Source organism: Aeromicrobium panaciterrae, from assembly GCF_039537165.1.
GTDB lineage: Bacteria > Actinomycetota > Actinomycetes > Propionibacteriales > Nocardioidaceae > Aeromicrobium > Aeromicrobium panaciterrae.
In genome coordinates, this window is the sequence record NZ_BAAAZZ010000002.1 from 3,446,230 (window position 1) to 3,469,428 (window position 23,199).

The window sequence follows — 23,199 nt, forward strand, 5'->3', positions numbered from 1 at the left end:
ACGACCCTCAGCGGGCCAGAAGAGCTTGTGCGACGCGCTCGAGACGGGCGCCCCTCGATGCTTTCACAACGACGAGGTCGTCGGCGCGCAGGCTCGCTGACAGGAGGTCAACTGCTGTGTCGACGTCGGCGACGGCTTCACCGACCTGGCCTGCACCTTCGGCGATCGCTGCTGCTCCCGGGCCCACTGCCACCACCCGCGCATACCCGAGCTCGGCCGCGAGTCGCCCGACCTGCAGATGGGCGTCGTACGCGGCGTCCCCGAGCTCGAGCATCTCGCCGAGGACCGCCACCGGCCCGCGACCGAGCCCGGCGACGGCACGGAGAGCGGCGGCCATGGACTCGGGATTGGCGTTGTAGGCGTCGTTGATCACCACGAGACCGTCGGCGCGTACGTGGTGCTCCATGCGCATCGGCGACGTTGCGGTGGCCGACGTGAGACGTACGGCGATCGTCTCCAGGTCGAGCCCCGCCGCCATTGCGGCTGCGGCGGCTGCGGCGGCGTTGATGGCGTGGTGCGCGCCGATCTGCGGCACGTGCACCTCAACCGTGGTTGCGTCGTGGCTGAGGGTGAAGTGCGGTTGACCGAGCTCGTCGAGCGACACGTCGCCCAGCCCGAGCTCCCCCGCGTGACCGAACGTGAAGACACGCGCACGCGTACGTGATGCCATCGCGCTGACCAGCGGATCGTCGGCGTTGAGCACTGCCGTGCCATCGGCGGGCAATGCTTCGACCAGCTCGCCCTTGGCCTCGGCGATCGCCTCGGCCGAGCCGAACTCGCCAATGTGGGCACTGCCGACATTGAGGACCACGCCGATGCTCGGCGAGGCGATGTCGCAGAGCTCGGCGATGTGCCCGATGCCCCGGGCGCCCATCTCGACGACGAGGAAGCGCGTCGCCGCATCGGCGCGGAGCACCGTGAGCGGCACGCCGAGCTCGTTGTTGAACGAGCCGGTGGGGGCAATCGTCGGGCCGGAAGCGCCGAGCACGTGGGCAAGCAGATCCTTGACGCTGGTCTTGCCCTGCGATCCGGTGACACCGACGACGGCGGCCGTCGTTCGCGTGAGGTTGTCGCGAGCCAGGGCCGCCAAGGCGTCCGTGACGTTGTCCACCACGACACACGGGACGTCGAGTGGACGCGATGCAAGGATCGCCGTGGCACCCGCATCGATGGCAGCTGCGGCGAACTCGTGGCCGTCGACGTGCTCGCCGGCCAGAGCGGCGAACAGCGCGCCTGCGGCGGCCTTGCGGGAGTCGATCACGACCGAGTTGACGAGCCGGCTCCCGTCGCCGTGGACGGCACCTCCGGCCACCTCCGCCACGTGGTCGAGGTCGACAGGGATCACGCGCTGCCCTCGATCAGCTCGACGAGCACTTCGCGGTCGTCGAACGGGTGCACCTTGCCCTTGATCTCCTGACCGCGTTCGTGGCCCTTGCCGGCGATCACGACGGTGTCGCCGAGGTGCGCCATCGCCACGGCGTGCGCGATCGCCTCACGGCGGCCCGCCACCTCGATCGCCAGGCCGGGGCCGTCGGCTGCGCCCTGCATGACATCGGCGCGAATCGCTGCGGGCTTCTCACGACGAGGGTTGTCGTCGGTGACGATCACGACATCGGCATGCTCAGCAGCCGCCGCGCCCATCAACGGGCGCTTGCCGTGGTCACGGTCTCCCCCGGCGCCGATCACGATGATGAGCCGCCCGGCGGTGACGGGACGGAGTGCCTCGAGCACCGCGGTCACGGCGTCGGGCTTGTGGGCGTAGTCGACGATCGCCGTGAACGGCTGGCCTGCGTCGACGCGTTCCATACGACCGGGTACGCCCGTGCTCGTCGCGATGCCCGCTGCCAGCTCGGCTGGCTCGTAGCCGGCCTGCGCCAACGCGGCGATCACGGCGAGTGCGTTGGAGACGTTGAAGACCCCCGGCAGCGGCACGGTCAGCGGGATCTCGACGCCGTTGGGGCCGAGCACCTCGAGATCGGTGCCGAGCCGGTTGGGGCGGATGTTGACGGCTCGCCAGTCGGCGGCGTTGCCGTCCGTGGAGAAGGTCGTGACGGGCAGCGGCGTGAGCTCGGCGAGACGCCTGCCGTGCAGGTCGTCGATGTTGATCACGGCGTGCTTGGCGTGCTCGGGGGTGAACAGCGAGGCCTTGGCGAGGAAGTAGTCCTCGAGGTCCTTGTGGAAGTCGAGGTGGTCGCGGCCGAGGTTGAGGAACACGGCGACGTCGAACACGAAGCCGTCGACGCGTCCCTGGACGAGCGCGTGGCTCGACACCTCCATCGCGCAGACCTCGATGGCCTCCTCGCGCATCACCGCGAACAGCGCCTGGAGCTGTGGCGCCTCCGGCGTCGTCAGGCTCGACGGTGCCGGGATCTTGCCGATGCGGGTGCCGATGGTCCCCACGACGGCCGACTTGTGGTCGCCCAGAGCCGCCTCGGCGAGGTAGGTCGTGGTCGTCTTGCCCTGTGTGCCCGTGATGCCGATCGTCGTGAACGCCGATGAGGGATCTCCGTAGATGAAGCTGCTGAGCCTGGCGATCGCGCCACGGGCATCATCGATGATGATCTCGGGCAGCTCGGTCACGATCGCAGCACCCTCGGGATCGGTGAGTACGCCGACGGCTCCGCGGGCCTTGGCAACGCCGGCGAAGGCCGCTCCGTGGGACGATGCACCGGGCAGCGCCGCGTACAGGTCACCCTGGACGACGTGGCCCGAGTGGAGCGCGATACCGGTGACGATGCCCTCGGCTGAGGTCGTCGCGTCGAGCTCGTTGGCGAGCTCGGTGAGCGTCCACTGCGGCGGCTCATCCGGCCGCACCCGCATCTCGTCAGTCACGCCCAGAGCCTATCGGGACTCGGGAAGCGCTCGATGGTGCGCAACCTTCACCAGGTCTGGGGAACCCTGGGGCTCTTGGAGCCCGTCGGCGCGACACCGAAACGCTCCAGCGCCATCGACATGACGTCGTGGAAGACCGGCGCCGCGGTCGAGCCGCCGCCGGCGTTGCTGTAGGGGCGGTCGAGCACGATGTAGGTCAGGAAGCGCGGGTTGTCGGCCGGCGCGAACCCCATGAACGAGACGACGTTCTGGCCGCGTACGTAGCGCCCCGTGACCGGGTCGACGGCCCATGCCGTACCCGTCTTGCCGGCCACCCGGTAGCCCTTGATCGCCGCAGCAGGCGCTGTGCCGTCCTTGGCCGTGACGGCCTCCATCATGCGGGTCACGGTGGCTGCGGCCTTCTTGGAGACGACGCGGTGAGCCGCCGGCGACTCGACGGCCTTCTTCTTGCCGTTGTCGTCGACGTAGCTGCTGACGACCGACGGGTTGCACATCATGCCGTCGTTGGCGATCGCGCCGTCGGCACGCATCATCTGCATGGCGGTCACCGCGATGCCCTGTCCGAACGAGATCGTGGCGTGGTTGGCCTTGGTCCACTTCGACGCCGGCGCGAGGATGCCCTTGGACTCACCGGGCAGGCCGACACCCGACTGCTGGCCGAAGCCGAACTTGGCGAGGTACTTGTGCATCGTCTCGTCGCTCATCTTCTGCGCCGCCACGAGGGTGCCGAGGTTGGAGGACTTGGCGATGACGCCGGCAGCCGTGAGGTGCAGGGTGCCGTGCTTCCAGTAGTCGCCGATCTTGAACTTGTCGATCGTGACGCCCGACGGCACCACGATCGGGGTGTCGGCGGCGATCTTGCCCTGGTCGGCGAGCGCAGCCATCGTGATGGTCTTCATGACGGAGCCGGGCTCGTACACGTTGGACACGGCACGCGACACCGTGTTGAAGTCCTTCATGCCCGTCTGGTCGTCGGCGTTGAACGTCGGCGCCTGCGACATCTGGACGATCTGGCAGGTCTTGACGTCCATCGTGATCGCCAGACCCCAGTCGGCACTCGATGCCTTGACGGCGTCGGCGAGCCGCTGGTCGGCGTACCACTGCAGGTCACGGTCGATCGTCGTCGTGACGTCGCGGCCCGGCACCATCTCGGTCACGGCGCTGTCGGCCATCGGGATGCGCTGGCCCGTCGGCGACACCTCGTACGTGCTTGAGCCGTCGATACCGGTGAGGACGTCGTCGTACTGCTGCTCGATGCCGGCGACACCCTTGCCGGCCGCGTTGGTGTAGCCGAGCAGGTTGGCGGCGAGCTTGCCTCCCGGGTATGTGCGCAGCGACTCCTTCTCGCTGAACACTCCCGTGAATCCCGCGTCGCTGATCGCCTTGAGCGTCTTGGTAGCGGTCCACGCGGGAATGTCACGGACCAGGTAGACGAAGTGCGACTTGGCCGTGCGGAGCTTGTCGATCGTCTCGAAGTAGTCGATCTGGTCGCCGAGCTCCTCGACCAGCAGGCGAGCGATACGAGGCGCGTTGGCCGACGTCATGGTCGGATCGGCGGTGAGCGTCATACCGTCGACGCTGGCCGCCAGTGAGACACCGTTGCGGTCGAGGATCTCTCCGCGAGGTGCGGGCACGGTGCTCTTCTTGGTGCCGGCGGTGACGGCCTGCGCCGCGTACGCACTGGCGTCGAGGCCCTGGATCTGGAACAGCCGCGCGGCGAACAGGCCGAACACGCCGACGACGACCGCCAGGCAGAACCGCAGCCTGCGTCGTGATGCCCTCTCGCGCGCCGTCACGGTGACACCGACCTGATGTTGGAGCCACGGGCCGCGGGCTCGGGCTTGCCGAGGACCTTGCCGTCCGACAGCCGCAGGAATGCCGGGTTGGTGTTTGGCACCATGCCGAACACGAGTGCGCGGCGTGCCACGTTGGCCGGGCTCATCAGCTGATCGACCTCACGGGCCAACGACTGCTGCTGGATCTCGAGGGCTGCGGCCTCACGGTCGAGCTTCGCGGCCTCGAAGGACTGGGACTGCAGGACCGTGCTCATGACGATCAGGCCCACCAGGCCGATCGACAACATGATCATGACGACCACGACGAACGGGGCCTTGCGGGCGCGACTGCGGACGGGCCGGACGAGCTTGAGCCGGCGCGCCGCCGCCTCGCTGCGCGGCGACGGCTGCACCTCGCGACGTACCGGAGCAAAGGCTGGCTGCGCGCTCATGCGGCAACCCTTTCGACGACGCGCAGGCGTACTGACCGTGCGCGCGAGTTGTCCTCGATCTCGGCCTCCGTGGCGACCTCGGCCCCACGCGTGACGAGTTTGAACTTCGCCTCGTGCCCCTCCGGCACGAACGGCAGGTCACGCGGGACATCGGTCGTGGTGACGCGGGCGAACTCGTGCTTGGTGATGCGGTCCTCGAGCGAGTGGTAGGCCAGCACCACGATGCGACCACCGGGTGCGAGCACCTCGAGGGCAGCTGGAAGCGCCCGGCGGTAGACGCCGAGCTCGTCGTTGACCTCGATGCGGAGAGCCTGGAACGTGCGCTTCGCGGGGTTGCCGCCCGTACGCCGCGCCGCCTGCGGAATCGAGTCGCGGACCAGGTCGACCAGCCGCGCGCTGTTGGTGAACGGCTCCTTGGCGCGCTCGGCGACGACAGCGTCGGCGATGCGCTTGGCGAACTTCTCCTCGCCGTAGTAACGCAGGACCTTGGCGAGGTCGACCGCGTCGTACGTGTTGAGCACGTCCGCGGCGCTGAGCTCGTCCTCGGGATTCATGCGCATGTCGAGCGGCGCGTCCTGCGCGTACGCGAACCCGCGCTCGGCGAGGTCGAGCTGCATCGAGGAGACGCCGAGGTCGAACAGGACTCCGCTCACGGTCTCGAAGCCGGCACCGCGCACCACGTCGGCGATCTCGTCATACACCGCATGGGCGTACGTGACACGGTCGCCGAATCCGGCGAGCCGGCTCTTCGCACGTGACAGCGCCTCGGGGTCGCGGTCGATGCCGATGACGTGGAGGTCGGGAAACCTGGTGAGCATGGCTTCGGTGTGACCGCCGAGTCCCAGGGTCGCGTCGACGACGACCGGCCGGTCCCCCGCCACGGAAGGCGCGAGGAGGTCCAGGACGCGGTCGAGCAGGACTGGTACGTGCTTCGCGTCGCTCATTCCGCCGCCTCCGTGGAAGAAGAGGCACGGTACGGAGGCAGCGGAATGACTGCTGCATCGTGATTCGCTCGCTTCGCGTCGCTCATGCGAGCCCCAGCAGCGCAGCAACGAGTCCGGCGATCCCGACGGAGACCACGAGGGAGAAGCCCATCAGCGCGAATCCGTCGGCGACATCGTGCCGGACGCGCCGGGTGCTCGGGTCCATCGCGGCCCCTCCCTTCATTCCGTACTGCCTCATCGGTGTCGTGCTGCCTGCCGCCGTGGGGCCAGATCCTCGACCGGCGGTTCTGACATCGGGGAAGTGAAGTCAGATCCGCTCGGGCGAAGATCTCGCCTCGCGGTGATCGCTAGAAGATTCCGGGCATGACCTCTTCGGACATGTCCGCGAACGGGCCTTCCTGTGAGTTGGAGAATTCGGTCCAGCGTCCGGAGTCCCAGATCTCGATGCGATCCATCGCGCCGACCACCGTGCACTCGCGGTCGAGGCTGGCCCAGGTGCGCAGCACCGGCGGGACCGAGATCCGTCCCTGCTTGTCCGGCACCTCGGATGAGGCGCCGGAGAAGAACATGCGAGTGAAGTTGCGCGCCGCCTGGTTGGTGAACGGGGTGTCCCGTACGCGATCGGTGAACGCGTTGAAGCTCTCCACCGTCCAGCCGTAGATGCAGTTCTCCTGGCCGCGGGTGAGCACGATCCCGTGCTCCAGCCGGGGCCGGAACTTCGCCGGCAGGAACAGCCGGCCCTTCTCGTCGAGGCGCGGCGTGTAGGTGCCGAAGAAGTTGGACACGTCCGGGTTCATCGAGCACCTCCTCTGCCACGGCCTGTTCCTCCATTTCCCCCCACCATACTCCACAATCCACCACTCCCACGCCCATTTGCCTCGATTTCGCGACTTTTTGGGCAGGGACTTCCACCCGCGCAGAAGGGCAGATTTCTGTGTGAGGGCAACAAAAAACCGCCCCCGAAGGGGCGGTCTCAGTGAAAGTGGAGCGAAGTGGGGGCTTTTGCGCCCCGGACTTCGGCTGGTGGGCCTAGAGGTCGTCTCCGTCGCGGCGGCGCTGCCAGCGCTCCTCCATGCGATCGACGAACGTGCCGGACGGCTTGCCCGATGCCTTGCTGGTCGGACGGTCCTCGACCTGACCACCGATGCCGCGCTTCCAGGCATTCAGGAACAGGTAGGACGTGGACAACATCGCGATGAACCCGATGACGCCAAGCCAGGTCTGGGCCGTGACGGCGCCTGCGAAGAGCAGGACCAGGCCGGCGATGAACCCAAGGACGGCACCCACCGCCACACGACGGTTGTGCGCCATGAACTTCGAGCCCCGGAGGGTCGACGCAAAGTCGGGGTCTTCTGCTGCCAGCGACTGCTCGAGCTGATGGAGCAGCCGGGCCTCTTCGTCAGAGAGCGGCACTTTTGCCTCCTGGATCGGATGGTGCTGAATTCAAGTCTAGGCGCGCTATTGACTGCAGACCAGCGGAAACCGCCGTGAAGTCCTGTGAAGTGCGTACGAGACGCTCCAGGGCGAACAGCGCATCCCGCCCTCCTGGCTCCCCGTCGACGATCGCACTGGGCACCAGATCGGCGAAAACGCGCAGCCCGTGTGTCGCGACGGGAGCGAATCCGTGGCTCGTGAGGAGCGCCTGGAGCTCATCGAGCCCGAAGCGGCGTGGGCCCAGCGCACGGATGTCCCACGAGGCAGCCGTTGTCGCGAGCAGGGTCTGGGCGGTGGTGAAGTCGCCGGCGAGAGCGCGCGCCGTGATGGCGGCAAGACGTCCGGCGACGACGACACTCACGTGTCCCCCGGCGCGGAGCACGGTCGCGACCGCAGTCAGCGCCTCGGCCGGATCGTCGACGTGCTCGAGGACCCCGTGGCAGATCACCAGGTCGAACGACTGCGGGTCCACGTGGTCGAGCAGGTCGGCGGTGTCACCCTGCACCCCGCGTACGGCATCAGCGAGGTCGGCATCAGCCGCGCGACGCTGCAGCGAGGCGAGGGCATCCGGGCTGGGATCGACCACGGTCACCCGATGGTTGCGCTGTGCCAGACGTACGGCGTCTCCGCCGGTTCCACCGCCCAGGTCGAGGACGTCGAGCCCCTTGCCTGCGGGGCCCGCGATCTCGGTCGCGTCGACCACCGACTGCCACATCAACTCGGCACGGACCGGACCCATGACGGACACTGTGCCACAGGGTCGGAGCACGAATTCAGATAGCGTCGGGCCATGGACCTGACAGCGTTGGTGTTCTCCAGCGGTTGGGCCAGTGGGGTCAATGCCTACGCGACCGTCGCAGTGCTCGGGGTGATCGCGCGTTTCACCGACACATCGATCGTTCCCCACGCCTTGGGTCGCACCGACGTGCTGGTCATCGCCGTCGCGATGTTCATGGTGGAGTTCGTGGTCGACAAGATCCCGTGGCTCGACTCGATCTGGGACGGCATCTCGACGGTTGTCCGGCCGACCGTCGGCGCGTGGGTCGCCTGGCAGCTCGCGGGCGACTCGTCCGGCGTCGACCAGGCGATGCTCACGGCGCTCGGTGGCGGCACGGCGCTGGCGTCGCACGGCGTGAAGTCGGGCGTACGACTCGCCGTCAACACATCGCCCGAGCCGTTCAGCAACGCGATCGTCAGCACCACGGAGGACGTCGGCGTCATCACGGTCGTCTCCCTCGCGGTCGCCCACCCGTGGTGGGCACTCAGCATCACCGCGTCGTTGCTGGTCGCCGGTGCGGCAACCGTGGTCCTGCTGTGGCGGACGATCAGCCGCGCTCGTCGCCGACGACGCGCGCGGACCCCGTAGTCTGCGCGCATGGCGCAGGTCGTGGTGGTGGGTGGCGGATTCGCCGGGATGTCGGCCGCAGCCCGCCTGGCGAAGCTGCGCCACGACGTCACCCTCATCGAGGCGACCGACCAGCTCGGTGGGCGCATGCGCGGGGTCACCGTCGACGGCGCAACATGGTCCCTCGAGCAGGACACCGTCACGCTGCCTGCGGTGTTCCGCGACCTGTTCCGCAAGTCCGGCCGGCCGCTCGAGAGCGTGCTCGAGCTGACGATGACCGCGGGTCGCCGCCACGTCTTCAAGGACAGGTCGGTGCTCGACCTGCCGCTCGGCAATCGCGGTGACCAGGTCGCCGCGATCACCAAGGCATTCGGCGAGGACGAGTGGTCGCCGTGGATCGACGACCTGGCAGAGATCTGGGACGCGATACGTCGTACCGCTCTCGATCAGACATTCGCCGGCAAGCCGGCCGTCGACAAGGCACTTCGCAAGGTGCTCCGTCCGCGCAGGACGGTCGCGTACGTTGCCGACCGGCTGCCGGACGAACGGCTTGCGAAGCTGCTTCTCGACCCGGTGCGACTCGCGGGCCAGGATCGCCACGCCACTCCCGGCTTCGTCGCGGTCGGGCACTACGTCGAGCGCAGCTTCGGACGCTGGCGCTTCACCGGCGGCCTCCCCGCGCTCGCCGATGCCCTCGAGACGCGACTGACCGAGCGTAAGGTCACCGTGGCGCTCGGCGAGTCGGCGCACGAGCTCACGTACGACGGCGATCGCGTCACGGGCGTCATCACGGATCGCCGCACCGTCGCGGCAGACGTCGTCGTGTGGTGCGCGGCCACCTGGCCCGCTCCCCTGCCCGCGCCCAGGACCATGCCCGTCATTCCGGCCGCACGGACGTTCGTGACCCTGTCAAGCGATGCACCCGAGCTGCCCGACGAGGTGCTGGTGCACGCCAACCCGCCGATCCGGCTGTGGTCGAGCAGCACCGGATCGTGGACGATCGAGCACCGCAGCGGCGAGGACGTGCTCGACGCCCTCGTACGGTTCGGCATCGACCTGCGCGACCACGTGGTGTCGCGGGCCGACCTCAGCCCGACCGAGCTCGTGCGGATGGGTCATTGGGGCTGGGCATGGCAGGGCTGGACGACCGCACTCGACCTGCCCGGGGTCGCACCTTCCGGTGGTCTCTACCTTGCCGGCGCGCACGCCCATCCGGGCGGATCGCTCGAGGCGATCGGCATGGCGACCGCCGCGATCGCCGACGCCGTCGGCCCGGCTGCCCGTTAGACGAGGCCGTCGGCGCGGAGCGCCTCGAAGATCTCGCGGGTCGCGTTGGAGCGGTTGAGCGTGATGAAGTGCAGACCCGGAGCGCCACCAGCCAGCAGGTCGCGGCACAGCTGCGTCGCAAGCTCGATGCCCTTGGCGCGCACGGCGTCCTTGTCGTCCTGGATCGGCTCGATCTGGTCGAGCACCTCCCGCGGCAGCTCGGCGCCGGACAGCTCGGCCATGCGGGCGACCTGCGAGAAGTTGAGGATCGGCATGATGCCCGGGACGATCGGGATGTCGCAGCCCAGGGCGCGCACTCGCTCGACCAGGGCGAAGTAGTCGGAGGCGCGGAAGAACAGCTGGGTGATCGCGTACTCGGCGCCCGCATTGGCCTTGGCGACCAGCACCTCGGCGTCGTGGTCGAGGCTCTTGGCATCGGGGTGCCCCTCGGGGAAGGCTGCGACGCCGATGCAGAATCCTCCCAGCTCGGCCGCAAGCTCGACCAGGTCGATCGCGTGCTCCATGCCGTCGGGGTGCGGCTCCCACGGAGCGCGGGGCCCACCCTTGGGGTCGCCACGGAGCACGAGCACGTCGTCGACCCCTGCAGCGGCGTACTGCTTGAGGACCGACTCGATCTCGCCCTTGGTCTGGGCGACGAGGGTCAGGTGGCCCACGGGACGCATCGAGGTCTGCTCGGCGATGCGCGCCGTGATGCGTACCGTGCGCTCCTGGCTGGTGCCGCCCGCGCCGTACGTGACGGACACGAACGTCGGATCGAGCGGCTCGAGATCGGAGATGGTGCGCCAGAGCACGGCCTCGCCCTCGTCGTCCTTGGGCGGGAAGAACTCGAACGAGGTGCTCGGGTTGGGGCCGCGGAGGACGTCGACGAAGGAGCGGTGATCAGTCGGCATGCCCCAACGGTATCGTCCGAGCTGTGACCTCACGCGCAGATGATCCCGAATTCCGGACACGCGTGGACGTGGCACTTGCCACATTCGTCGACGGCCAGCGGCCGCTCCTCGCCGGCTTGGGGCCCGACCTGGGCGAGCTCGCCGACTCGGCACTCGCCTTCGTCGTGGGGGGCAAGCGCCTGCGGCCGCAGTTCTGCCTTGCCGGCTGGCTGATCGCTGGCGGTGAGCCCACTGATGCCGGCTTCGTCACGGCAGCGGCGTCACTGGAGTGGTTGCAGGCCAGTGCCCTGGTGCATGACGACCTGATGGACGGCTCGGACACGCGACGGGGCCGGCCGAGCATCCACCGCGAGTACGAGGCTCGGCACCGCCACGACGGACGATCCGGTGACGCGGCCGGCTTCGGCCTGTCAACCGCCGTGCTGCTCGGCGACCTGATGCTGTCCTGGTGCGACGAGATGTTCACCGGCGCCGTCCTGGCATCCGCACGGTTGGCGCCCCACATACGGCCTGCTCGCGCGTTCCTCGACCTCTGCAAGTCCGAGGTCGTCGCGGGCCAGTTCCTCGACGTCGTCGGTCAGACCCGCGCATCCCTCACGGTCGACGAGGCGATGAAGGTCGTCCGCTACAAGTCGGCGAAGTACACCGTCGAACGCCCCCTTCACATCGGGGCTGCACTGGCCGGCGCGTCCCCGGAGCTGATCGCCGGACTCAGCGACATCGCGCTTCCTCTGGGTGAGGCGTTCCAGCTGCGCGATGACGTGCTCGGCGTCTTCGGCGACCCGTCCGTGACCGGCAAGCCCGCCGGCGACGACCTGCGCGAGGGCAAGCGCACGGTGCTCGTGGCACGTACGTCCGAGATCACCGACGATGCCGGCCGCACCCTGCTTCGCGACCAGCTCGGAACCGCCGATGGCGTCGACGCCGTACGCAGCCTCATCGAGTCGTCCGGAGCGCTGGCCGCGGTCGAGGCCGACATCGCGCTTCTCGAGGGTCAGGCCGACGCGGCCATCGAGGCCCTGGGGGCACGCGAGATCCTCGGCCCGCTCGCGCTCACAGCAACCCGTCGAACTCGCTGACGCCGAGGTCGTCGCGGACGATCACCGCGAAGGCCGGGGCTTGGCCGACCGCATCGCGCAGCACCTCGAGCACGGCGGCGGCGTGCATCGGATCGACGTCCGCCAGCTCACGGAGGCCGTCCCACACGAGCACGGTCGGCGTCATCGTCAGGTCGCCCAGGACGTCGAACAACGCGTCGAGGTTGCGGCCGAACCACGACGGCAGGTCCCAGGACTCGGCGACCGCGTCATAGAACGCCGGGACCGAGTCGACCTCGGTGGTGTCGAGACCCAGCGCCCGCCACCCCGCGCCGAGGGCCTCGCCGGCCAGGTCGCGGTCCGGGTCACCGCGCCAGCTGAACAGTCCGGGCGACGTGGCTCCCTGAAGGAGCGATGCGTACGACGCCGTCATCGCGACACCAGCGCCGCGACGTCGAGCAGCGTGAACGACTCGTAGTGGTCATCGGTGTAGTAGTACTCGTCGCCCCTGCCATGGATGATGCGCCGGGCTCCCCGGTCGGACTCCCCCGGTGTGGGCACGGTGTATTCACGCCAGTAGCCGCGCTCGTGGTTGGGGAGCCGGTGCTCACGGTTCTGGAACACGACACCATCCTGCCGATACGGGAACGGCCCGTCGCTCTGGATCAGCTCGATCGTGTCGAGCGCCTCGGGCGGCAGGTCGCCCGTGGCCGCTGTCGCCGAGGGATTGCGGGCCGGTGACTCGTCGCCACCGTCGTACTGCTTGAACATGATCACGGCCAGCACGATGATCAGCGCGACAGCGATCAGGCGGCTCTTCATGGCTCCATGGTTGCCTATCCCGCCGCGGACGGAACGTGATGCTGCCCACCAGACACGGGCGGGATGGCCCTCAGCGTGTGGACAACCATCTAGAATCAACCCCTACGGATCCGTCTGGATCCGGAGTCGAGGAGGGCTGGCGTGGTGTTGACGGGCGACGAGGCCCTGATCGGTCGCGTCCTCAATGATCGCTACCTGATCGGCCGGCGCATCGCGCGTGGCGGAATGGCCAGCGTGTTCTGGGCGACCGACCAGCGACTCGACCGACCCGTCGCGATCAAGGTCATGCACCACGGCCTAGGCGACGACCGCCAGTTCACCGAGCGGTTCCACCGCGAGGCCAAGTCGGCGGCCAAGCTCAACCACCCCAACGTCGTGTCGGTCTTCGACCAGGGCGTCGACGGCGAGGTGACCTATCTCGTCATGGAGTACGTTCCCGGGCGCACCCTGCGCGACATCATGCGCGAGGAAGCGCCCATGCCGCCCTACCGCGCGCTCGAGCTTCTCGAGCAGATCCTCATCGCGCTCTCCGCGGCACACGGGGCGCACATCATCCACCGCGACGTGAAGCCCGAAAACGTGCTGATCACGCCGAGCGGCGAGGTCAAGGTGGCCGATTTCGGCCTCGCCCGCGCCGTCAGCGCCGCGACGACCGCCACCGGCGGCACGCTGATCGGTACGGTCTCCTACCTCGCGCCCGAGATCGTCGTCAACGAGGGCGCCGACGCCCGTTCCGACGTCTACGCGTGTGGCGCGATGCTCTACGAGATGCTCACGGGGGTCAAGCCGCACTCGGGAGAGTCACCGATCCAGGTGGCCTACAAGCACGTGCACGAAGACATCGGCAAGCCCTCCGACCTGCAGCACGAGATCCCGCCCTACGTCGATGCGCTCGTCGCCCGGGCCACGGTCCGTGACCGTGACCAGCGCTCCACCGACGCCCGCGTCATGCTGCAGCAGCTCCGCTCGGTCCAGCGATCGCTCAACGCCGGCATGACCGACGACCCCGAGCTGGTCGCCGACCTGCTGCCGGGTGCGCGCATCACCGACGCCGATGGAGAGCCGACCGAGTTCGTCAAGCGCGGTGCCGTCAGCCGCACGGCCGGCGACGACGAGGCGACCCAGGCCGTACGCACTCCGTCCGAGCCGACCGTGCAGTGGGATCGCAAGTCCGACGAGCCGGTCCAGCCGCTGAAGTCCGGCCTGCTGCCTCCGGTCTCGTCCGACGACTACAAGCAGATGCGCATGGAGGAGCCGCGCTCCAACCGCGGCCGCAACCTCCTCGTCCTGGCCATCGTGCTGACCCTGCTCGCGGCCCTGCTCGGCTGGTACATCGGCGTCGGCCGCTACGACAAGACGCCCCAGCTCGTCGGCAGCGCCGAGGCGGCAGCCAAGCAGGCAGCCGAGCGCAACGGCTTTGAGTTCAAGGTCGCCGGCGTGAAGTTCTCCGAGAAGTACGCCAGCGGCGTCGTCATGTCGACCGATCCCGGTCCCGGCAAGAAGATCCTGCCGGGCGCGACGATCACGGCCATCGTGTCGAAGGGGCCTGACCGTGTCAGGCTGCCCGCCAACCTCCAGGGCATGACCCTGGCAGAGGCCACCAGCGCGCTCAGCGCAATCGACCTCAAGGTCGGCAACACGGTGCCGAACTTTGACGAGAAGGTGCCCAAGGATCGGGTCATCGGCGCGGTCGGAGTCGCCGCCTCCGAAGATCTCAGGCGCGGCACCACGATCGACCTGAGCATCAGCAAGGGCAAGAAGCCGATCGATGTCGTCGACTACACCGGCAAGCCCGCTGTTGATGCCGAGAAGGCGCTCGAGAAGGCCGGCTTCAAGGTCAAGACCGTCGGAGTCTTCAGCGACACGGTTGCCAAGGGCATCGTGATGGAGCAGACACCCCACGACGGCACCAAGTTCAAGGGAGACACCATCACGCTCACGGTCTCCAAGGGCGTCGATCTCGTGGTCGTGCCCAACATGGTCGGCAAGCCGCGAGCATTCGCCGGACACGAGCTGCGGGCCCTCGGCTTCAAGGTCCAGGCGTTCGGTGGTAGCAACAAGGTCGTCACCCAGACTCCGTCCGGCGGGACGCTCCCGCGCGGCGCCACGATCACCCTCATCTGCAACTGACGCATGCGACCTCGCCTTGCAGCGGCAGCGCTGCTGTCCGTCACCGCCATGTGGGGGTCGACGTTCTTCCTGATCAAGGACCTGCTGGATCGCGTACCTGCGGCTGACTTCCTCGCCGTGCGGTTCCTGATCGCGTTCGTCGCGCTTCTCCTCATCGCTCCGCGTGCGATCGGCCGACTCCAGCCCGGCATGCTGCGGCGCAGCATCTGTGCCGGTGGCATCTACGGCGTCGCACAGATCATGCAGACGACTGGGCTCGGCCACACCGATGCCAGCATCTCGGGGTTCATCACGGGCCTGTACGTCGTGGCGACCCCGGTCCTGGCGTCCCTGGTGTTCGGCATCCGCGTCAGCCGCACCGTGTGGATCGCCGTGACGATGGCGACGATCGGGCTCGGCATCCTCTCGCTGCGCGGGTTCTCGGTCGGCTACGGCGAGGCGATCACGTTCGTCAGCGCGATCCTCTACGCCGTCCACATCGTGGTGCTGTCTCGCTGGTCGACGTCCAAGGACGCGTTCGCGATGGCGACGATCCAGATGGGCGTCATCTCGGCGATCTGCTTCGTCGCCGCGATCCCCGGCGGCCTCACCCTCCCCGGCACGGCGGGCGACTGGGGCGCGGTCGTCTACATGGCGTTGGCCGCGGGAGCCCTCGCGATGCTGGCGCAGACCTGGGCCCAGAGCCAGCTCGAGGCGGCACGGGCCGCGCTGCTCATGACGATGGAGCCGGTGTTCGCCGCCGCGTTCGCGGTGTTGTTCGGCAGCGAGACGTTGCGGGTACGCGTCGCGATCGGCGGTGCGATCGTGCTGGTCGCGATGATCCTCGCGGAGTCGTCAAGCCGTACGAAACCGCCCGTGCACCAAGTGCTTTAGGCTCCCGACAGCATCTCCGCGACCAGGAACGCCAGCTCGAGGCTCTGGGCCCGGTTGAGGCGCGGATCGCACAGCGTCTCGTAGCGGTGAGCCAAGCCCTCGGCCGACAGCTTGGCGCCGCCGCCCAGGCACTCCGTGACGTCGTCTCCCGTGAGCTCGACGTGCACGCCGCCGGGCCACGTGTCGAGACTGCGGTGCACCTCGAAGAAGCCGCGTACCTCGTCGATGACGTCGTCGAACTCACGCGTCTTGTAGCCGTTGCTCGTCTCGAACGTGTTGCCGTGCATCGGGTCGCACACCCAGGCGACCTCGAGGCCGGCCGCGGTGACCTTCTCGACGAGGTTGGGCAGGCCGTCACGGATCTTGCCGGCACCGAATCGGGTGATGAACGTGATCTTGCCCGGGATGCGCTCGGGGTTGAGCTTCTCGTACAGCGCGATCGCGTCGTCGGCGGTCGACGTCGGGCCGAGCTTCACGCCGATCGGGTTGGCGATCTTGCTGAGCAGCTCGACGTGCGCGCCGTCCAGCTGGCGGGTGCGCTCACCGACCCACACGAAGTGACTCGACACGTCGTACGACAGCGAGGTGCGCGAGTCGATGCGCGTCAGCGAGTGCTCGTACTCGAGGATCAGGGCTTCGTGCGAGGAGAAGAAGTCGACCGTGTGGAACTCGTCGGGGTCGACGCCGATCGCATCCATGAAGGCGAGGGCGCGATCGATCTCGCGGCCGATCTTCTCGTAGCGCTCGCCCACGGGGCTGTTCTTGACGAAGTCGGTGTTCCACGCGTGCATCTGACGCAGGTCGGCGTAGCCGCCGGTGGTGAAGGCGCGCGCGAGGTTCAGCGTCGACGCAGACGCGTGGTAGACGTCGACGAGCCGCTGCGGGTCGTGAGCACGTGATGCGGCGTCGAAGTCGAAGCCGTTGACTGCGTCACCGCGGTAGGCGGGGAGCGTCACTCCGTCACGGGTCTCGGTGTCGGACGAGCGCGGCTTGGCGTACTGGCCGGCGAGGCGCCCCACCTTGACCACGGGAACGCTGGCGGCGTACGTCAGCACGACCGCCATCGACAGCAGGACACGGAGCTTGTTGCGAACGTTCTCGGCGGTGACACCCTCGAACGTCTCGGCGCAGTCGCCACCCTGGAGCAGGAACGCCTCGCCCCGGGCCACCTCGGCCAGCTTGTCGCGGAGTGCATCGCACTCGCCGGCAAACACCAGCGGCGGCATGGTGCGAAGCTTCTGCACGGCAGCATCGCGTGCCGCAACGTCGACGTACGTCGGCTGCTGGGCGGCGCCGAGTGCGCGCAACTCGTCAAGGGTGGGAATGCTCACGGATCAAGGATACGTGGGTCGCGCGGAGTCCTCGCGCAGACGCCGGGAACGTGGGACGAACCGCGTTGGGTGCTGATCTCACCTGGCCTCGCAACGTGGCGGCTGCGCCGCAGGACGCTCACACATCGTTGGCCCGGCTTCACGCTCGCTCGCTGCGCTCGCTCGGTTCAGCCAAACAGGACTTCTGCTTCCTCGTAGAGCTCGGGGCGGACGACCTTGAGGACCTTGGTGCCCTCGGCCAGCGGTACGCGGTGGATGTCGGTGCCACGCAGGGCGACCATCGTGCCGAAGTCACCCTCGTGCACCGCCTGGATCGCGTTGAGCCCGAAGCGCGTTGCGAGCCAGCGGTCGAACGCTGACGGGGTGCCGCCGCGCTGGATGTGGCCGAGGACGACGGCGCGGGCCTCCTTGCCCGTACGCTGCTCGATCTCCGACGCCAGCCGGTCACCGATACCACCCAGCCGTACGTGGCCGAACGCGTCCTTCTCGCCGCTGACGAGCGACATCGCCCCGCCTTCGGCCGGCACGGCACCCTCCGACACCACGATGATCGGCGAGTAGTGCGTCGCGAAACGGCTCTCCACCTGGGCGCACACGGCCTCGATGTCGAACGGGCGCTCGGGGATCAGGATGATGTTGGCGCCACCGGCAAGGCCCGAGTGAAGGGCGATCCAGCCGGCGTGACGGCCCATGACCTCGACCACCAGCACGCGGTGGTGCGATTCGGCGGTCGTGTGCAAGCGGTCGATCGCCTCCATCGCGATGTTGACGGCCGTGTCGAACCCGAACGTGAAGTCGGTGCCCGACAGGTCGTTGTCGATCGTCTTGGGGACGCCGACGACGTTGACACCGAGCTCGGCGAGCTTGGTGGCGACTCCCAGCGTGTCCTCGCCACCGATCGCGATCAGTGCGTCGCAGCCGTGGGAAGCGAGGTTGTCCTTGATGCGCTCCACTCCCCCCTCGACCGCGAACGGGTTGGTGCGAGACGAGCCGAGGATCGTGCCGCCCCGCGGGAGAATGCCCCGCACCTCGGGGATGCCGAGCGTCATGGTGTCGTTCTCCAGCGGACCACGCCAGCCGTCGCGGAACCCGACGAAGTCGTGGCCGTACGTGGACACTCCCTTGCGGACGGCTCCCCGGATGACCGCGTTGAGCCCGGGACAGTCGCCTCCGCCGGTCAGCATGCCGATACGCATTGAATCTCCCTGTTCGTAAGAGTTGGGTTCGATTTATTCGAGGGGCTTGATGTCGTCCCAGACTTCGTCGGCGGCCGCCTTGTCGACGGCCTTGGCGGCGGCGCGCTCGACTTCCTTGTCGCGCTTCTTGGAGTCCTGGGCGTACAGGTCGACGTACTCCTGGTCGGACAGCCGCATGATCTCGTACATGATCTCGTCGGTGATGGCGCGCAGGATGTAGCGATCGTCCTGCATGCCCTCGTAGCGGCTGAAGTCGAGCGGCTTGCCAAAACGGACACCGGGACGCGCGAACTTGCCGAAGACCTTGCCGGGAGGTGCGACGACATCGGTGTTGATCACCGCGAGCGGGATCACCGGCACGCCGGCCTCGAGCGCGAGCCGGGCGACGCCGGTTCGTCCGCGGTAGAGCTTGCCGTCGTGCGAGCGGGTGCCCTCGGGGTAGATGCCGCAGACCTGTCCGTCCTTGAGCAGTCGCAGCTGGGTCTTGATCGCGCCGGCGGCCGCCGATCCGCTCGTACGGTCGATCGGCACCTGGCCGGCACCGGAGAAGAAGGTCTTCTGCAACCAGCCCTTGATGCCCGAGCCCTCGAAGTACTCCGCCTTGGCGACGAACGTCACGCGTCGCGGGATGACCAACGGCATGAACAGCCAGTCGCTGTAGGAAAGGTGGTTGCTGGCCAGGATGGCCGGTCCGTCCTTGGGGACGTTCTCGGTTCCCTCGGCCCACGGCCGGAAGATCAGCTTGAGCAACGGACCGAGCGCAAGGAACTTCAAGAACCAATAGAACACGAGACCAGACACTACTCCGTGTGACATGGCTCTCGCAGGTCACTGGCCGACGACCTTGGGCATGAGGGAGGATTGCGGCATGAGCCCCACTTCGCCTGTCACCGTCGTGCCGGGAGCACAACCGTTTTCCGCCGATGGTGGCCGTATCGGCGTGCTGCTGAGCCACGGATTCACCGGCTCGCCCGCATCGATGATCCCGTGGGGCAAGCACCTCGCCGACGAGGGCTTCTCGGTGCGCGTGCCCCGTCTGCCGGGCCACGGCACGACGTGGAAGGACATGAACCGCACCCGCTGGGAAGACTGGTACGCCGAGCTCGACACCGCGCTCACCGACCTGCAGTCGCACTGCGACAAGGTTGTGGTGGCCGGCCTGTCGATGGGCGGCTGCCTGGCCCTGCGTCTCGCGCAGCAACGTCCCGGCGACGTCGATGCCCTGTCACTCGTCAACCCGGCGATCAACCTCGCCCGGTTCGACGTCAAGCTCGTCCCGGCGCTGCAGTGGCTCGTGCCCGCCATGCCAGGCATCGGCAACGACATCAAGAAGGCCGGCGGTGACGAGGTCGGCTACGACAAGACACCCCTCAAGGCCCTCGCGTCGCAGCTGAAGATGTGGAAGGACGTCCGGGCCAACCTCAACAAGGTCACCCAGCCGCTGATCTTGTTCCGCTCCGACGACGACCACGTCGTCGACATCACCTCCAAGGACCTGATCCTGGCGGGGGTGTCGTCGGACGTGAAGGAGTTCGTCGAGCTCAAGGACAGCTACCACGTCGCGACGCTCGACAACGATGCGCCGAAGATCTTCGAGCGCACCTCTGCCTTCATCGCCGAGCACGTCGGGAAGATCAGTGACTGACAAGGACGACTTCGACAGGATCGTCGAAGGGCTCGACCTCAACCTTGAGTTCCCGGACGAGGTCCCCGAACCCGAGCCCGTCACGCCTGCACCCACGTGGTCCGACGACGCCGAGCCGGTCGACGAAGAGCCGTTCTACCGCAAGGTCGAGCCGACTCCGTTGCGGCCGCGTCGCCGCGGCGTGGCCCTGGCCTGGGTCGCGTTGGCCGGCGCTCCCCTGCTGCTCGTCATCGCGACTGTGATGGGTGAGATCCTCCCCCGGCCGATGCTGGTCGGCGCCGTGCTCATTTTCGTCGCCGCGGCGATCTACCTGGTCTCGCAGCTGCCCGAGCACGGACCCGGGCGCTCGGATTGGCCGGACGACGGCGCCGTGCTGTGAGCCTGGCCATGTCCGCAGCACCGATAAGACCTGCCTCGGGCCCGAGGTGCGCCCGTACGATCCTCGCCTCGGCGCGATAGCCCCGACCCGTCAGGGTCCGGCTGTAGGCCGCCCTCGCCGGGTCGATCAGCAGCGCCCCTGCGTCGCTGACTCCTCCGCCGATCACGAACATCCCGGGATCGAGTGCGGCGGCGAGATTGGCGAGGCCGACCCCGAGCCAGTCACCCACCTCGGCGATCCACTCGGCCGCCTCGGCGTTGCCCTCGTCGGCGTGGCGGCTGACCAGCGATCCTTCGATGCGTTCGACGTCGCCGACCTCGGCCAGCATGGCCTTGCCGAGGTCTGTCCCCTCGGTGGCCGCTGCGCGTGCGCGCCGCGTCAGCACGCGGCCGCTGGCGTACTGCTCCCAGCAACCGTGGTTGCCGCACTCGCACGGCCGCCCGCCTGGCACCACCTGCATGTGGCCGAACTCGCCGGCGATGCCGAACTTGCCGCGATAGGGCTGTCCGTCGATCACGAGAGCGCCGCCGATCCCGGTGCCGAGCGTGATCAGGACCAGGTCCGCCTCCCCCTGGGCGGCACCGAAGCGCCACTCGGCCCAACCGCTGGCGTTGGCGTCGTTGTCGACCATCACGGGAAGGCCGGTACGCCGTGCGACCGAGTCGCGCAGTGGCTCGTTGCGCCAGGCCAGGTGCGGCGCGAACAGCACGGTCGACTGCGTTGCATCGACGAATCCCGCGGCCCCGATGCCGACCGCCGTGATGTGGTGCTCGCGGCGGAACTCCTCGGTGATCTCGGCGATCGCGTCGATCACGGCGGGCGCCTCAGTCGTGGGCGTCTCGCGCTTGACCCGCGAGACGATCCGCCCGTCCTCGTCGACGACGCCTGCTGCGATCTTGGTGCCGCCGATGTCGATGCCGATCGCCAGCTTGTCCGACATCAGATGGTCCATTCCGGGGGGTGCCGGTCAAGCGAGCGCCGCATCCGCGCCCGATCCGGCGCCAAGGCGTGGGGGTCCCCCCACGAGCTCTGCGAGTAGGGGGAGGACTGAGGCGCACCGGGGTGGTGCGACGAAGGACGACAACGCCGCCGGGCGGGATGCGGGGTGGCGCGAGTCAGGCAACGTCCCTCGGAATGGCCCATCTAGACGGGCTCGGTCCTCGCGAGATCTGCGGCGCCGATGATGCCTGCGGCGTTGCCGAGCGCGGCGAGTCTGACCTCTGCCTGTGGACGGTGCGAACGCGCCGGTAGGTGGGTCTCGAATGCGTCGACGGCCGGACCCAGCAACAGGTCGCCCGCTGCGGCGACCCCGCCACCGATCGCGATGACTCGCGGGTCGAGGATCGACGCGAGGATCGCGAGGCCTTCGCCGATCCACCGTCCGAGCTCGGCCAACAGCTCGATCGACAACGCGTCCCCGCCGTGGGCCAGATCGGTCAGGGCAGGGCCGGTGATCCTGGTCGGGTCTCCGTCGGCGAGTGCTGCGAGGGCTTCCGTCCCACGGTCGCCGTTGGCAACCCGCTCGCGGGCCACTCGGACGAGCGCGCTGCCGCTGGCGTACTGCTCGAAGCAGCCATGCTCCCCGCAGCCGCAGGCGATGCCGTCGGGGACGATGCGCATGTGACCGATCTCGGCCGCGACACCGAAGCCGCCGCGATAGAGCTGCCCGTGGTGCACGATGCCACCACCGACACCCGTGCCGATCGTGACCAGCAGGAGGTCATCGGTGTCCTCGCCGGCGCCGAACGAGAACTCCCCCCACGCCGCGGCATTGGCGTCGTTCTCGACGATGACCGGAAGATCGGTCAACGCCGAGACGTGCTCGGCCAGCGGCTCGTCGACCCAGCTGATGTTGGGTGCGAACCGCACGGTCGTACGGTCGGTGCTCGTGAAGCCGGCAGCTCCGATGCCGATGCCGACGATCTTGTCGTCGCCCGCGAGACGCTCCGAGAGGTCGGCGACGATCGCCGGGATCTTGGTCGCGTCGTCGGGTGTCGGCTCGCTCTCTCGCTTGAGCAGCTCCCCTGCCTCGGAGACGAGCCCGGCGGCGATCTTGGTCCCGCCGATGTCCACGCCGATCGCGTGCGTCATGATTCATCGTCCTTCGAGGGAACTGCGGAGTCGACCAGGTCACGCAACGACTTGGCGAACGCGGCAGCGGCCGCGGACACCTGGGCAACGGCGTCCGGGTTGTCACGGACCAGGCCGACGACCTGGCACACGGGGCACCAGGTCGCGGTGCACACGTGGGGCTGGTCGGTCTTGGGTTCGGCGCTCGACGAGCTCAGGGCCCGGAACAGCTTGAACGCCTCCTCCGACACCGATCCGACCGGTTCTGCCTCACGCTCGCTCACAGGGCCTCGACCTGCTTCTTCAGTCCCTTGAGTGCGGTGTCGATGATGACCTTCTCCGCCTTGCGCTTGAGCATGCCGAGCAACGGCACCGAGATGTCGACGGTCAGCTGGTAGGTGACCTTGGTCTGCTCCGGCTGGACCGGCTCGAGGATGTAGGTCCCGTCCATCGAGGTCAGCATGGATCCGGGCTCCGCCAGGCTCCACGAGACGGCCCGGTCGCCATCCCAGGTGTAGGCCAGCTCGTACTCGTCACGAATCGGCGCGGCGTCGAGGACGAAGTGCACGCGTTGGGCGCGTTCGCCGTCCACGCCCGCCACGATCTCGGCCGTCTTCATGCCCGTCGCCCAGTCGGGATAGGCGCCGAAATCGGCGATCACGTCCATGATGTGTCCCGCCGGAGCGTCGATGATGATGTCGCTCGTGGTCCGCGCCATCACCCCTCCTCGTCCGGCTCGTCGTGTGGGTCCCATGCT

General features: G+C 68.4%; 26 protein-coding genes. 7 read left to right on the plus strand and 19 right to left on the minus strand.

All coding sequences use genetic code 11. The features are described 5' to 3' along the window. Positions 1 to 7: 7 nt before the first annotated feature. The 9 genes from ABD683_RS17850 to ABD683_RS17890 form a co-directional block, all read right to left on the minus strand. Complete coding sequence (locus ABD683_RS17850) at positions 8 to 1,345, minus strand: UDP-N-acetylmuramoyl-tripeptide--D-alanyl-D-alanine ligase (protein WP_344771422.1); 1,338 nt, start codon at positions 1,343 to 1,345, stop codon at positions 8 to 10. Next, on the minus strand, positions 1,342 to 2,832 hold the full coding sequence (locus ABD683_RS17855) for a UDP-N-acetylmuramoyl-L-alanyl-D-glutamate--2,6-diaminopimelate ligase (RefSeq protein WP_344771423.1): 1,491 nt from the start codon (positions 2,830 to 2,832) through the stop codon (positions 1,342 to 1,344). Before ABD683_RS17855 ends, ABD683_RS17850 begins: the two co-directional genes overlap by 4 nt. Before the next feature lie 47 nt (positions 2,833 to 2,879). Continuing rightward, a complete protein-coding gene (locus tag ABD683_RS17860) occupies positions 2,880 to 4,628 on the minus strand; it encodes a peptidoglycan D,D-transpeptidase FtsI family protein (RefSeq protein WP_344771424.1) in 1,749 nt (582 codons plus the stop codon). Further along, on the minus strand, positions 4,625 to 5,059 hold the full coding sequence (gene ftsL / locus ABD683_RS17865; RefSeq protein ID WP_344771425.1) for a cell division protein FtsL: 435 nt from the start codon (positions 5,057 to 5,059) through the stop codon (positions 4,625 to 4,627). The genes ABD683_RS17860 and ftsL overlap by 4 nt, the downstream gene beginning before the upstream one ends. Continuing rightward, positions 5,056 to 6,003: a 16S rRNA (cytosine(1402)-N(4))-methyltransferase RsmH gene (gene rsmH / locus ABD683_RS17870; protein ID WP_344771426.1), complete on the minus strand. Its 948-nt coding sequence runs from the start codon at positions 6,001 to 6,003 to the stop codon at positions 5,056 to 5,058. The genes ftsL and rsmH overlap by 4 nt, the downstream gene beginning before the upstream one ends. Positions 6,004 to 6,085: 82 nt before the next feature. Beyond that, positions 6,086 to 6,208, minus strand: coding sequence for a hypothetical protein (locus ABD683_RS17875; protein WP_344771427.1), 123 nt, complete (start codon positions 6,206 to 6,208; stop codon positions 6,086 to 6,088). A 142-nt stretch (positions 6,209 to 6,350) separates the two neighbouring features. After that, positions 6,351 to 6,800 (minus strand): division/cell wall cluster transcriptional repressor MraZ, encoded by a 450-nt coding sequence (gene mraZ / locus ABD683_RS17880; protein WP_344771429.1) that lies wholly within the window; start codon positions 6,798 to 6,800, stop codon positions 6,351 to 6,353. A 232-nt stretch (positions 6,801 to 7,032) separates the two neighbouring features. Then, positions 7,033 to 7,416, minus strand: coding sequence for a DUF3040 domain-containing protein (locus ABD683_RS17885; RefSeq protein ID WP_344771430.1), 384 nt, complete (start codon positions 7,414 to 7,416; stop codon positions 7,033 to 7,035). Then, a complete protein-coding gene (locus tag ABD683_RS17890; protein WP_344771431.1) occupies positions 7,403 to 8,176 on the minus strand; it encodes a class I SAM-dependent methyltransferase in 774 nt (257 codons plus the stop codon). The genes ABD683_RS17885 and ABD683_RS17890 overlap by 14 nt, the downstream gene beginning before the upstream one ends. Before the next feature lie 51 nt (positions 8,177 to 8,227). Here ABD683_RS17890 and ABD683_RS17895 point away from each other — a divergent pair, with 51 nt between their 5' ends. Both ABD683_RS17895 and ABD683_RS17900 read left to right on the plus strand, forming a co-directional pair. Next, positions 8,228 to 8,803: a DUF4126 domain-containing protein gene (locus ABD683_RS17895; RefSeq protein ID WP_344771432.1), complete on the plus strand. Its 576-nt coding sequence runs from the start codon at positions 8,228 to 8,230 to the stop codon at positions 8,801 to 8,803. Between the two features lie 9 nt (positions 8,804 to 8,812). Next, positions 8,813 to 10,069: a phytoene desaturase family protein gene (locus ABD683_RS17900; RefSeq protein ID WP_344771433.1), complete on the plus strand. Its 1,257-nt coding sequence runs from the start codon at positions 8,813 to 8,815 to the stop codon at positions 10,067 to 10,069. Here ABD683_RS17900 and metF read toward each other — a convergent pair. Beyond that, the gene (metF, locus tag ABD683_RS17905) at positions 10,066 to 10,959 is read right to left on the minus strand and encodes a methylenetetrahydrofolate reductase [NAD(P)H] (protein ID WP_344771434.1); all 894 of its coding nucleotides are present in this window, start codon (positions 10,957 to 10,959) and stop codon (positions 10,066 to 10,068) included. The genes ABD683_RS17900 and metF overlap by 4 nt on opposite strands. 68 nt (positions 10,960 to 11,027) lie before the next feature. On the opposite strand from metF, the gene ABD683_RS17910 reads away from it, so the two are divergent. Next, positions 11,028 to 12,038 (plus strand): polyprenyl synthetase family protein, encoded by a 1,011-nt coding sequence (locus ABD683_RS17910; RefSeq protein ID WP_344771435.1) that lies wholly within the window; start codon positions 11,028 to 11,030, stop codon positions 12,036 to 12,038. On the opposite strand, the gene ABD683_RS17915 is transcribed toward ABD683_RS17910, so the two are convergent. Continuing rightward, a complete protein-coding gene (locus ABD683_RS17915; RefSeq protein WP_344771436.1) occupies positions 12,013 to 12,429 on the minus strand; it encodes a barstar family protein in 417 nt (138 codons plus the stop codon). The genes ABD683_RS17910 and ABD683_RS17915 overlap by 26 nt on opposite strands. Further along, on the minus strand, positions 12,426 to 12,818 hold the full coding sequence (locus tag ABD683_RS17920) for a guanyl-specific ribonuclease (RefSeq protein WP_344771437.1): 393 nt from the start codon (positions 12,816 to 12,818) through the stop codon (positions 12,426 to 12,428). The genes ABD683_RS17915 and ABD683_RS17920 overlap by 4 nt, the downstream gene beginning before the upstream one ends. A 141-nt stretch (positions 12,819 to 12,959) precedes the next feature. On the opposite strand from ABD683_RS17920, the gene pknB reads away from it, so the two are divergent. Together pknB and ABD683_RS17930 are read left to right on the plus strand one after the other, a co-directional pair. Next, a complete protein-coding gene (pknB, locus tag ABD683_RS17925; RefSeq protein WP_344771438.1) occupies positions 12,960 to 14,948 on the plus strand; it encodes a Stk1 family PASTA domain-containing Ser/Thr kinase in 1,989 nt (662 codons plus the stop codon). Between the two features lie 3 nt (positions 14,949 to 14,951). After that, positions 14,952 to 15,821, plus strand: a complete 870-nt coding sequence (locus tag ABD683_RS17930; protein ID WP_344771439.1) for a DMT family transporter — start codon at positions 14,952 to 14,954, stop codon at positions 15,819 to 15,821. On the opposite strand, the gene ABD683_RS17935 is transcribed toward ABD683_RS17930, so the two are convergent. The 3 genes from ABD683_RS17935 to ABD683_RS17945 all read right to left on the minus strand — a co-directional run bounded on the left by ABD683_RS17935 (position 15,818) and on the right by ABD683_RS17945 (position 19,137). Continuing rightward, complete coding sequence (locus tag ABD683_RS17935; RefSeq protein WP_344771440.1) at positions 15,818 to 17,152, minus strand: class II 3-deoxy-7-phosphoheptulonate synthase; 1,335 nt, start codon at positions 17,150 to 17,152, stop codon at positions 15,818 to 15,820. The genes ABD683_RS17930 and ABD683_RS17935 overlap by 4 nt on opposite strands. 167 nt (positions 17,153 to 17,319) lie before the next feature. Then, positions 17,320 to 18,348 carry a 6-phosphofructokinase gene (locus ABD683_RS17940; protein ID WP_344771441.1) on the minus strand — a complete coding sequence of 343 codons (1,029 nt, stop codon included), beginning with the start codon at positions 18,346 to 18,348 and terminating at the stop codon, positions 17,320 to 17,322. Between the two features lie 33 nt (positions 18,349 to 18,381). Then, positions 18,382 to 19,137, minus strand: coding sequence for a lysophospholipid acyltransferase family protein (locus ABD683_RS17945; RefSeq protein WP_425548522.1), 756 nt, complete (start codon positions 19,135 to 19,137; stop codon positions 18,382 to 18,384). A gap of 79 nt (positions 19,138 to 19,216) precedes the next feature. Between ABD683_RS17945 and ABD683_RS17950 the strand changes: the two genes are divergently transcribed. Beyond that, positions 19,217 to 19,993: an alpha/beta hydrolase gene (locus ABD683_RS17950; protein ID WP_344771443.1), complete on the plus strand. Its 777-nt coding sequence runs from the start codon at positions 19,217 to 19,219 to the stop codon at positions 19,991 to 19,993. Continuing rightward, positions 19,986 to 20,372, plus strand: a complete 387-nt coding sequence (locus ABD683_RS17955; RefSeq protein ID WP_344771444.1) for a hypothetical protein — start codon at positions 19,986 to 19,988, stop codon at positions 20,370 to 20,372. Before ABD683_RS17950 ends, ABD683_RS17955 begins: the two co-directional genes overlap by 8 nt. On the opposite strand, the gene ABD683_RS17960 is transcribed toward ABD683_RS17955, so the two are convergent. The 4 genes from ABD683_RS17960 to ABD683_RS17975 all read right to left on the minus strand — a co-directional run bounded on the left by ABD683_RS17960 (position 20,278) and on the right by ABD683_RS17975 (position 23,160). Continuing rightward, positions 20,278 to 21,312 carry an ROK family glucokinase gene (locus ABD683_RS17960; RefSeq protein ID WP_344771445.1) on the minus strand — a complete coding sequence of 345 codons (1,035 nt, stop codon included), beginning with the start codon at positions 21,310 to 21,312 and terminating at the stop codon, positions 20,278 to 20,280. The genes ABD683_RS17955 and ABD683_RS17960 overlap by 95 nt on opposite strands. A gap of 203 nt (positions 21,313 to 21,515) precedes the next feature. After that, on the minus strand, positions 21,516 to 22,463 hold the full coding sequence (locus ABD683_RS17965; protein WP_344771446.1) for an ROK family glucokinase: 948 nt from the start codon (positions 22,461 to 22,463) through the stop codon (positions 21,516 to 21,518). Then, entirely contained in the window at positions 22,460 to 22,726 is a 267-nt protein-coding gene (locus ABD683_RS17970) for a hypothetical protein (RefSeq protein WP_344771447.1), read from the minus strand. The genes ABD683_RS17965 and ABD683_RS17970 overlap by 4 nt, the downstream gene beginning before the upstream one ends. Then, positions 22,723 to 23,160, minus strand: a complete 438-nt coding sequence (locus ABD683_RS17975) for an SRPBCC family protein (RefSeq protein WP_344771448.1) — start codon at positions 23,158 to 23,160, stop codon at positions 22,723 to 22,725. The genes ABD683_RS17970 and ABD683_RS17975 overlap by 4 nt, the downstream gene beginning before the upstream one ends. Between the last annotated feature and the right edge of the window lie 39 nt (positions 23,161 to 23,199).

Coding starts and splice junctions, on each gene's coding strand:
- ftsL (WP_344771425.1), bottom strand. CDS start 5,059: ATGAGCGCGCAGCCAGCCTTTGCTCCGGTACGTCGCGAGGTGCAGCCG.
- rsmH (WP_344771426.1), bottom strand. CDS start 6,003: ATGAGCGACGCGAAGCACGTACCAGTCCTGCTCGACCGCGTCCTGGAC.
- ABD683_RS17875 (WP_344771427.1), bottom strand. CDS start 6,208: ATGGACCCGAGCACCCGGCGCGTCCGGCACGATGTCGCCGACGGATTC.
- mraZ (WP_344771429.1), bottom strand. CDS start 6,800: ATGAACCCGGACGTGTCCAACTTCTTCGGCACCTACACGCCGCGCCTC.
- ABD683_RS17890 (WP_344771431.1), bottom strand. CDS start 8,176: ATGGGTCCGGTCCGTGCCGAGTTGATGTGGCAGTCGGTGGTCGACGCG.
- ABD683_RS17895 (WP_344771432.1), top strand. CDS start 8,228: ATGGACCTGACAGCGTTGGTGTTCTCCAGCGGTTGGGCCAGTGGGGTC.
- ABD683_RS17900 (WP_344771433.1), top strand. CDS start 8,813: ATGGCGCAGGTCGTGGTGGTGGGTGGCGGATTCGCCGGGATGTCGGCC.
- metF (WP_344771434.1), bottom strand. CDS start 10,959: ATGCCGACTGATCACCGCTCCTTCGTCGACGTCCTCCGCGGCCCCAAC.
- ABD683_RS17915 (WP_344771436.1), bottom strand. CDS start 12,429: ATGACGGCGTCGTACGCATCGCTCCTTCAGGGAGCCACGTCGCCCGGA.
- ABD683_RS17920 (WP_344771437.1), bottom strand. CDS start 12,818: ATGAAGAGCCGCCTGATCGCTGTCGCGCTGATCATCGTGCTGGCCGTG.
- ABD683_RS17930 (WP_344771439.1), top strand. CDS start 14,952: ATGCGACCTCGCCTTGCAGCGGCAGCGCTGCTGTCCGTCACCGCCATG.
- ABD683_RS17940 (WP_344771441.1), bottom strand. CDS start 18,348: ATGCGTATCGGCATGCTGACCGGCGGAGGCGACTGTCCCGGGCTCAAC.
- ABD683_RS17950 (WP_344771443.1), top strand. CDS start 19,217: ATGAGCCCCACTTCGCCTGTCACCGTCGTGCCGGGAGCACAACCGTTT.
- ABD683_RS17960 (WP_344771445.1), bottom strand. CDS start 21,312: ATGTCGGACAAGCTGGCGATCGGCATCGACATCGGCGGCACCAAGATC.
- ABD683_RS17965 (WP_344771446.1), bottom strand. CDS start 22,463: ATGACGCACGCGATCGGCGTGGACATCGGCGGGACCAAGATCGCCGCC.
- ABD683_RS17975 (WP_344771448.1), bottom strand. CDS start 23,160: ATGGCGCGGACCACGAGCGACATCATCATCGACGCTCCGGCGGGACAC.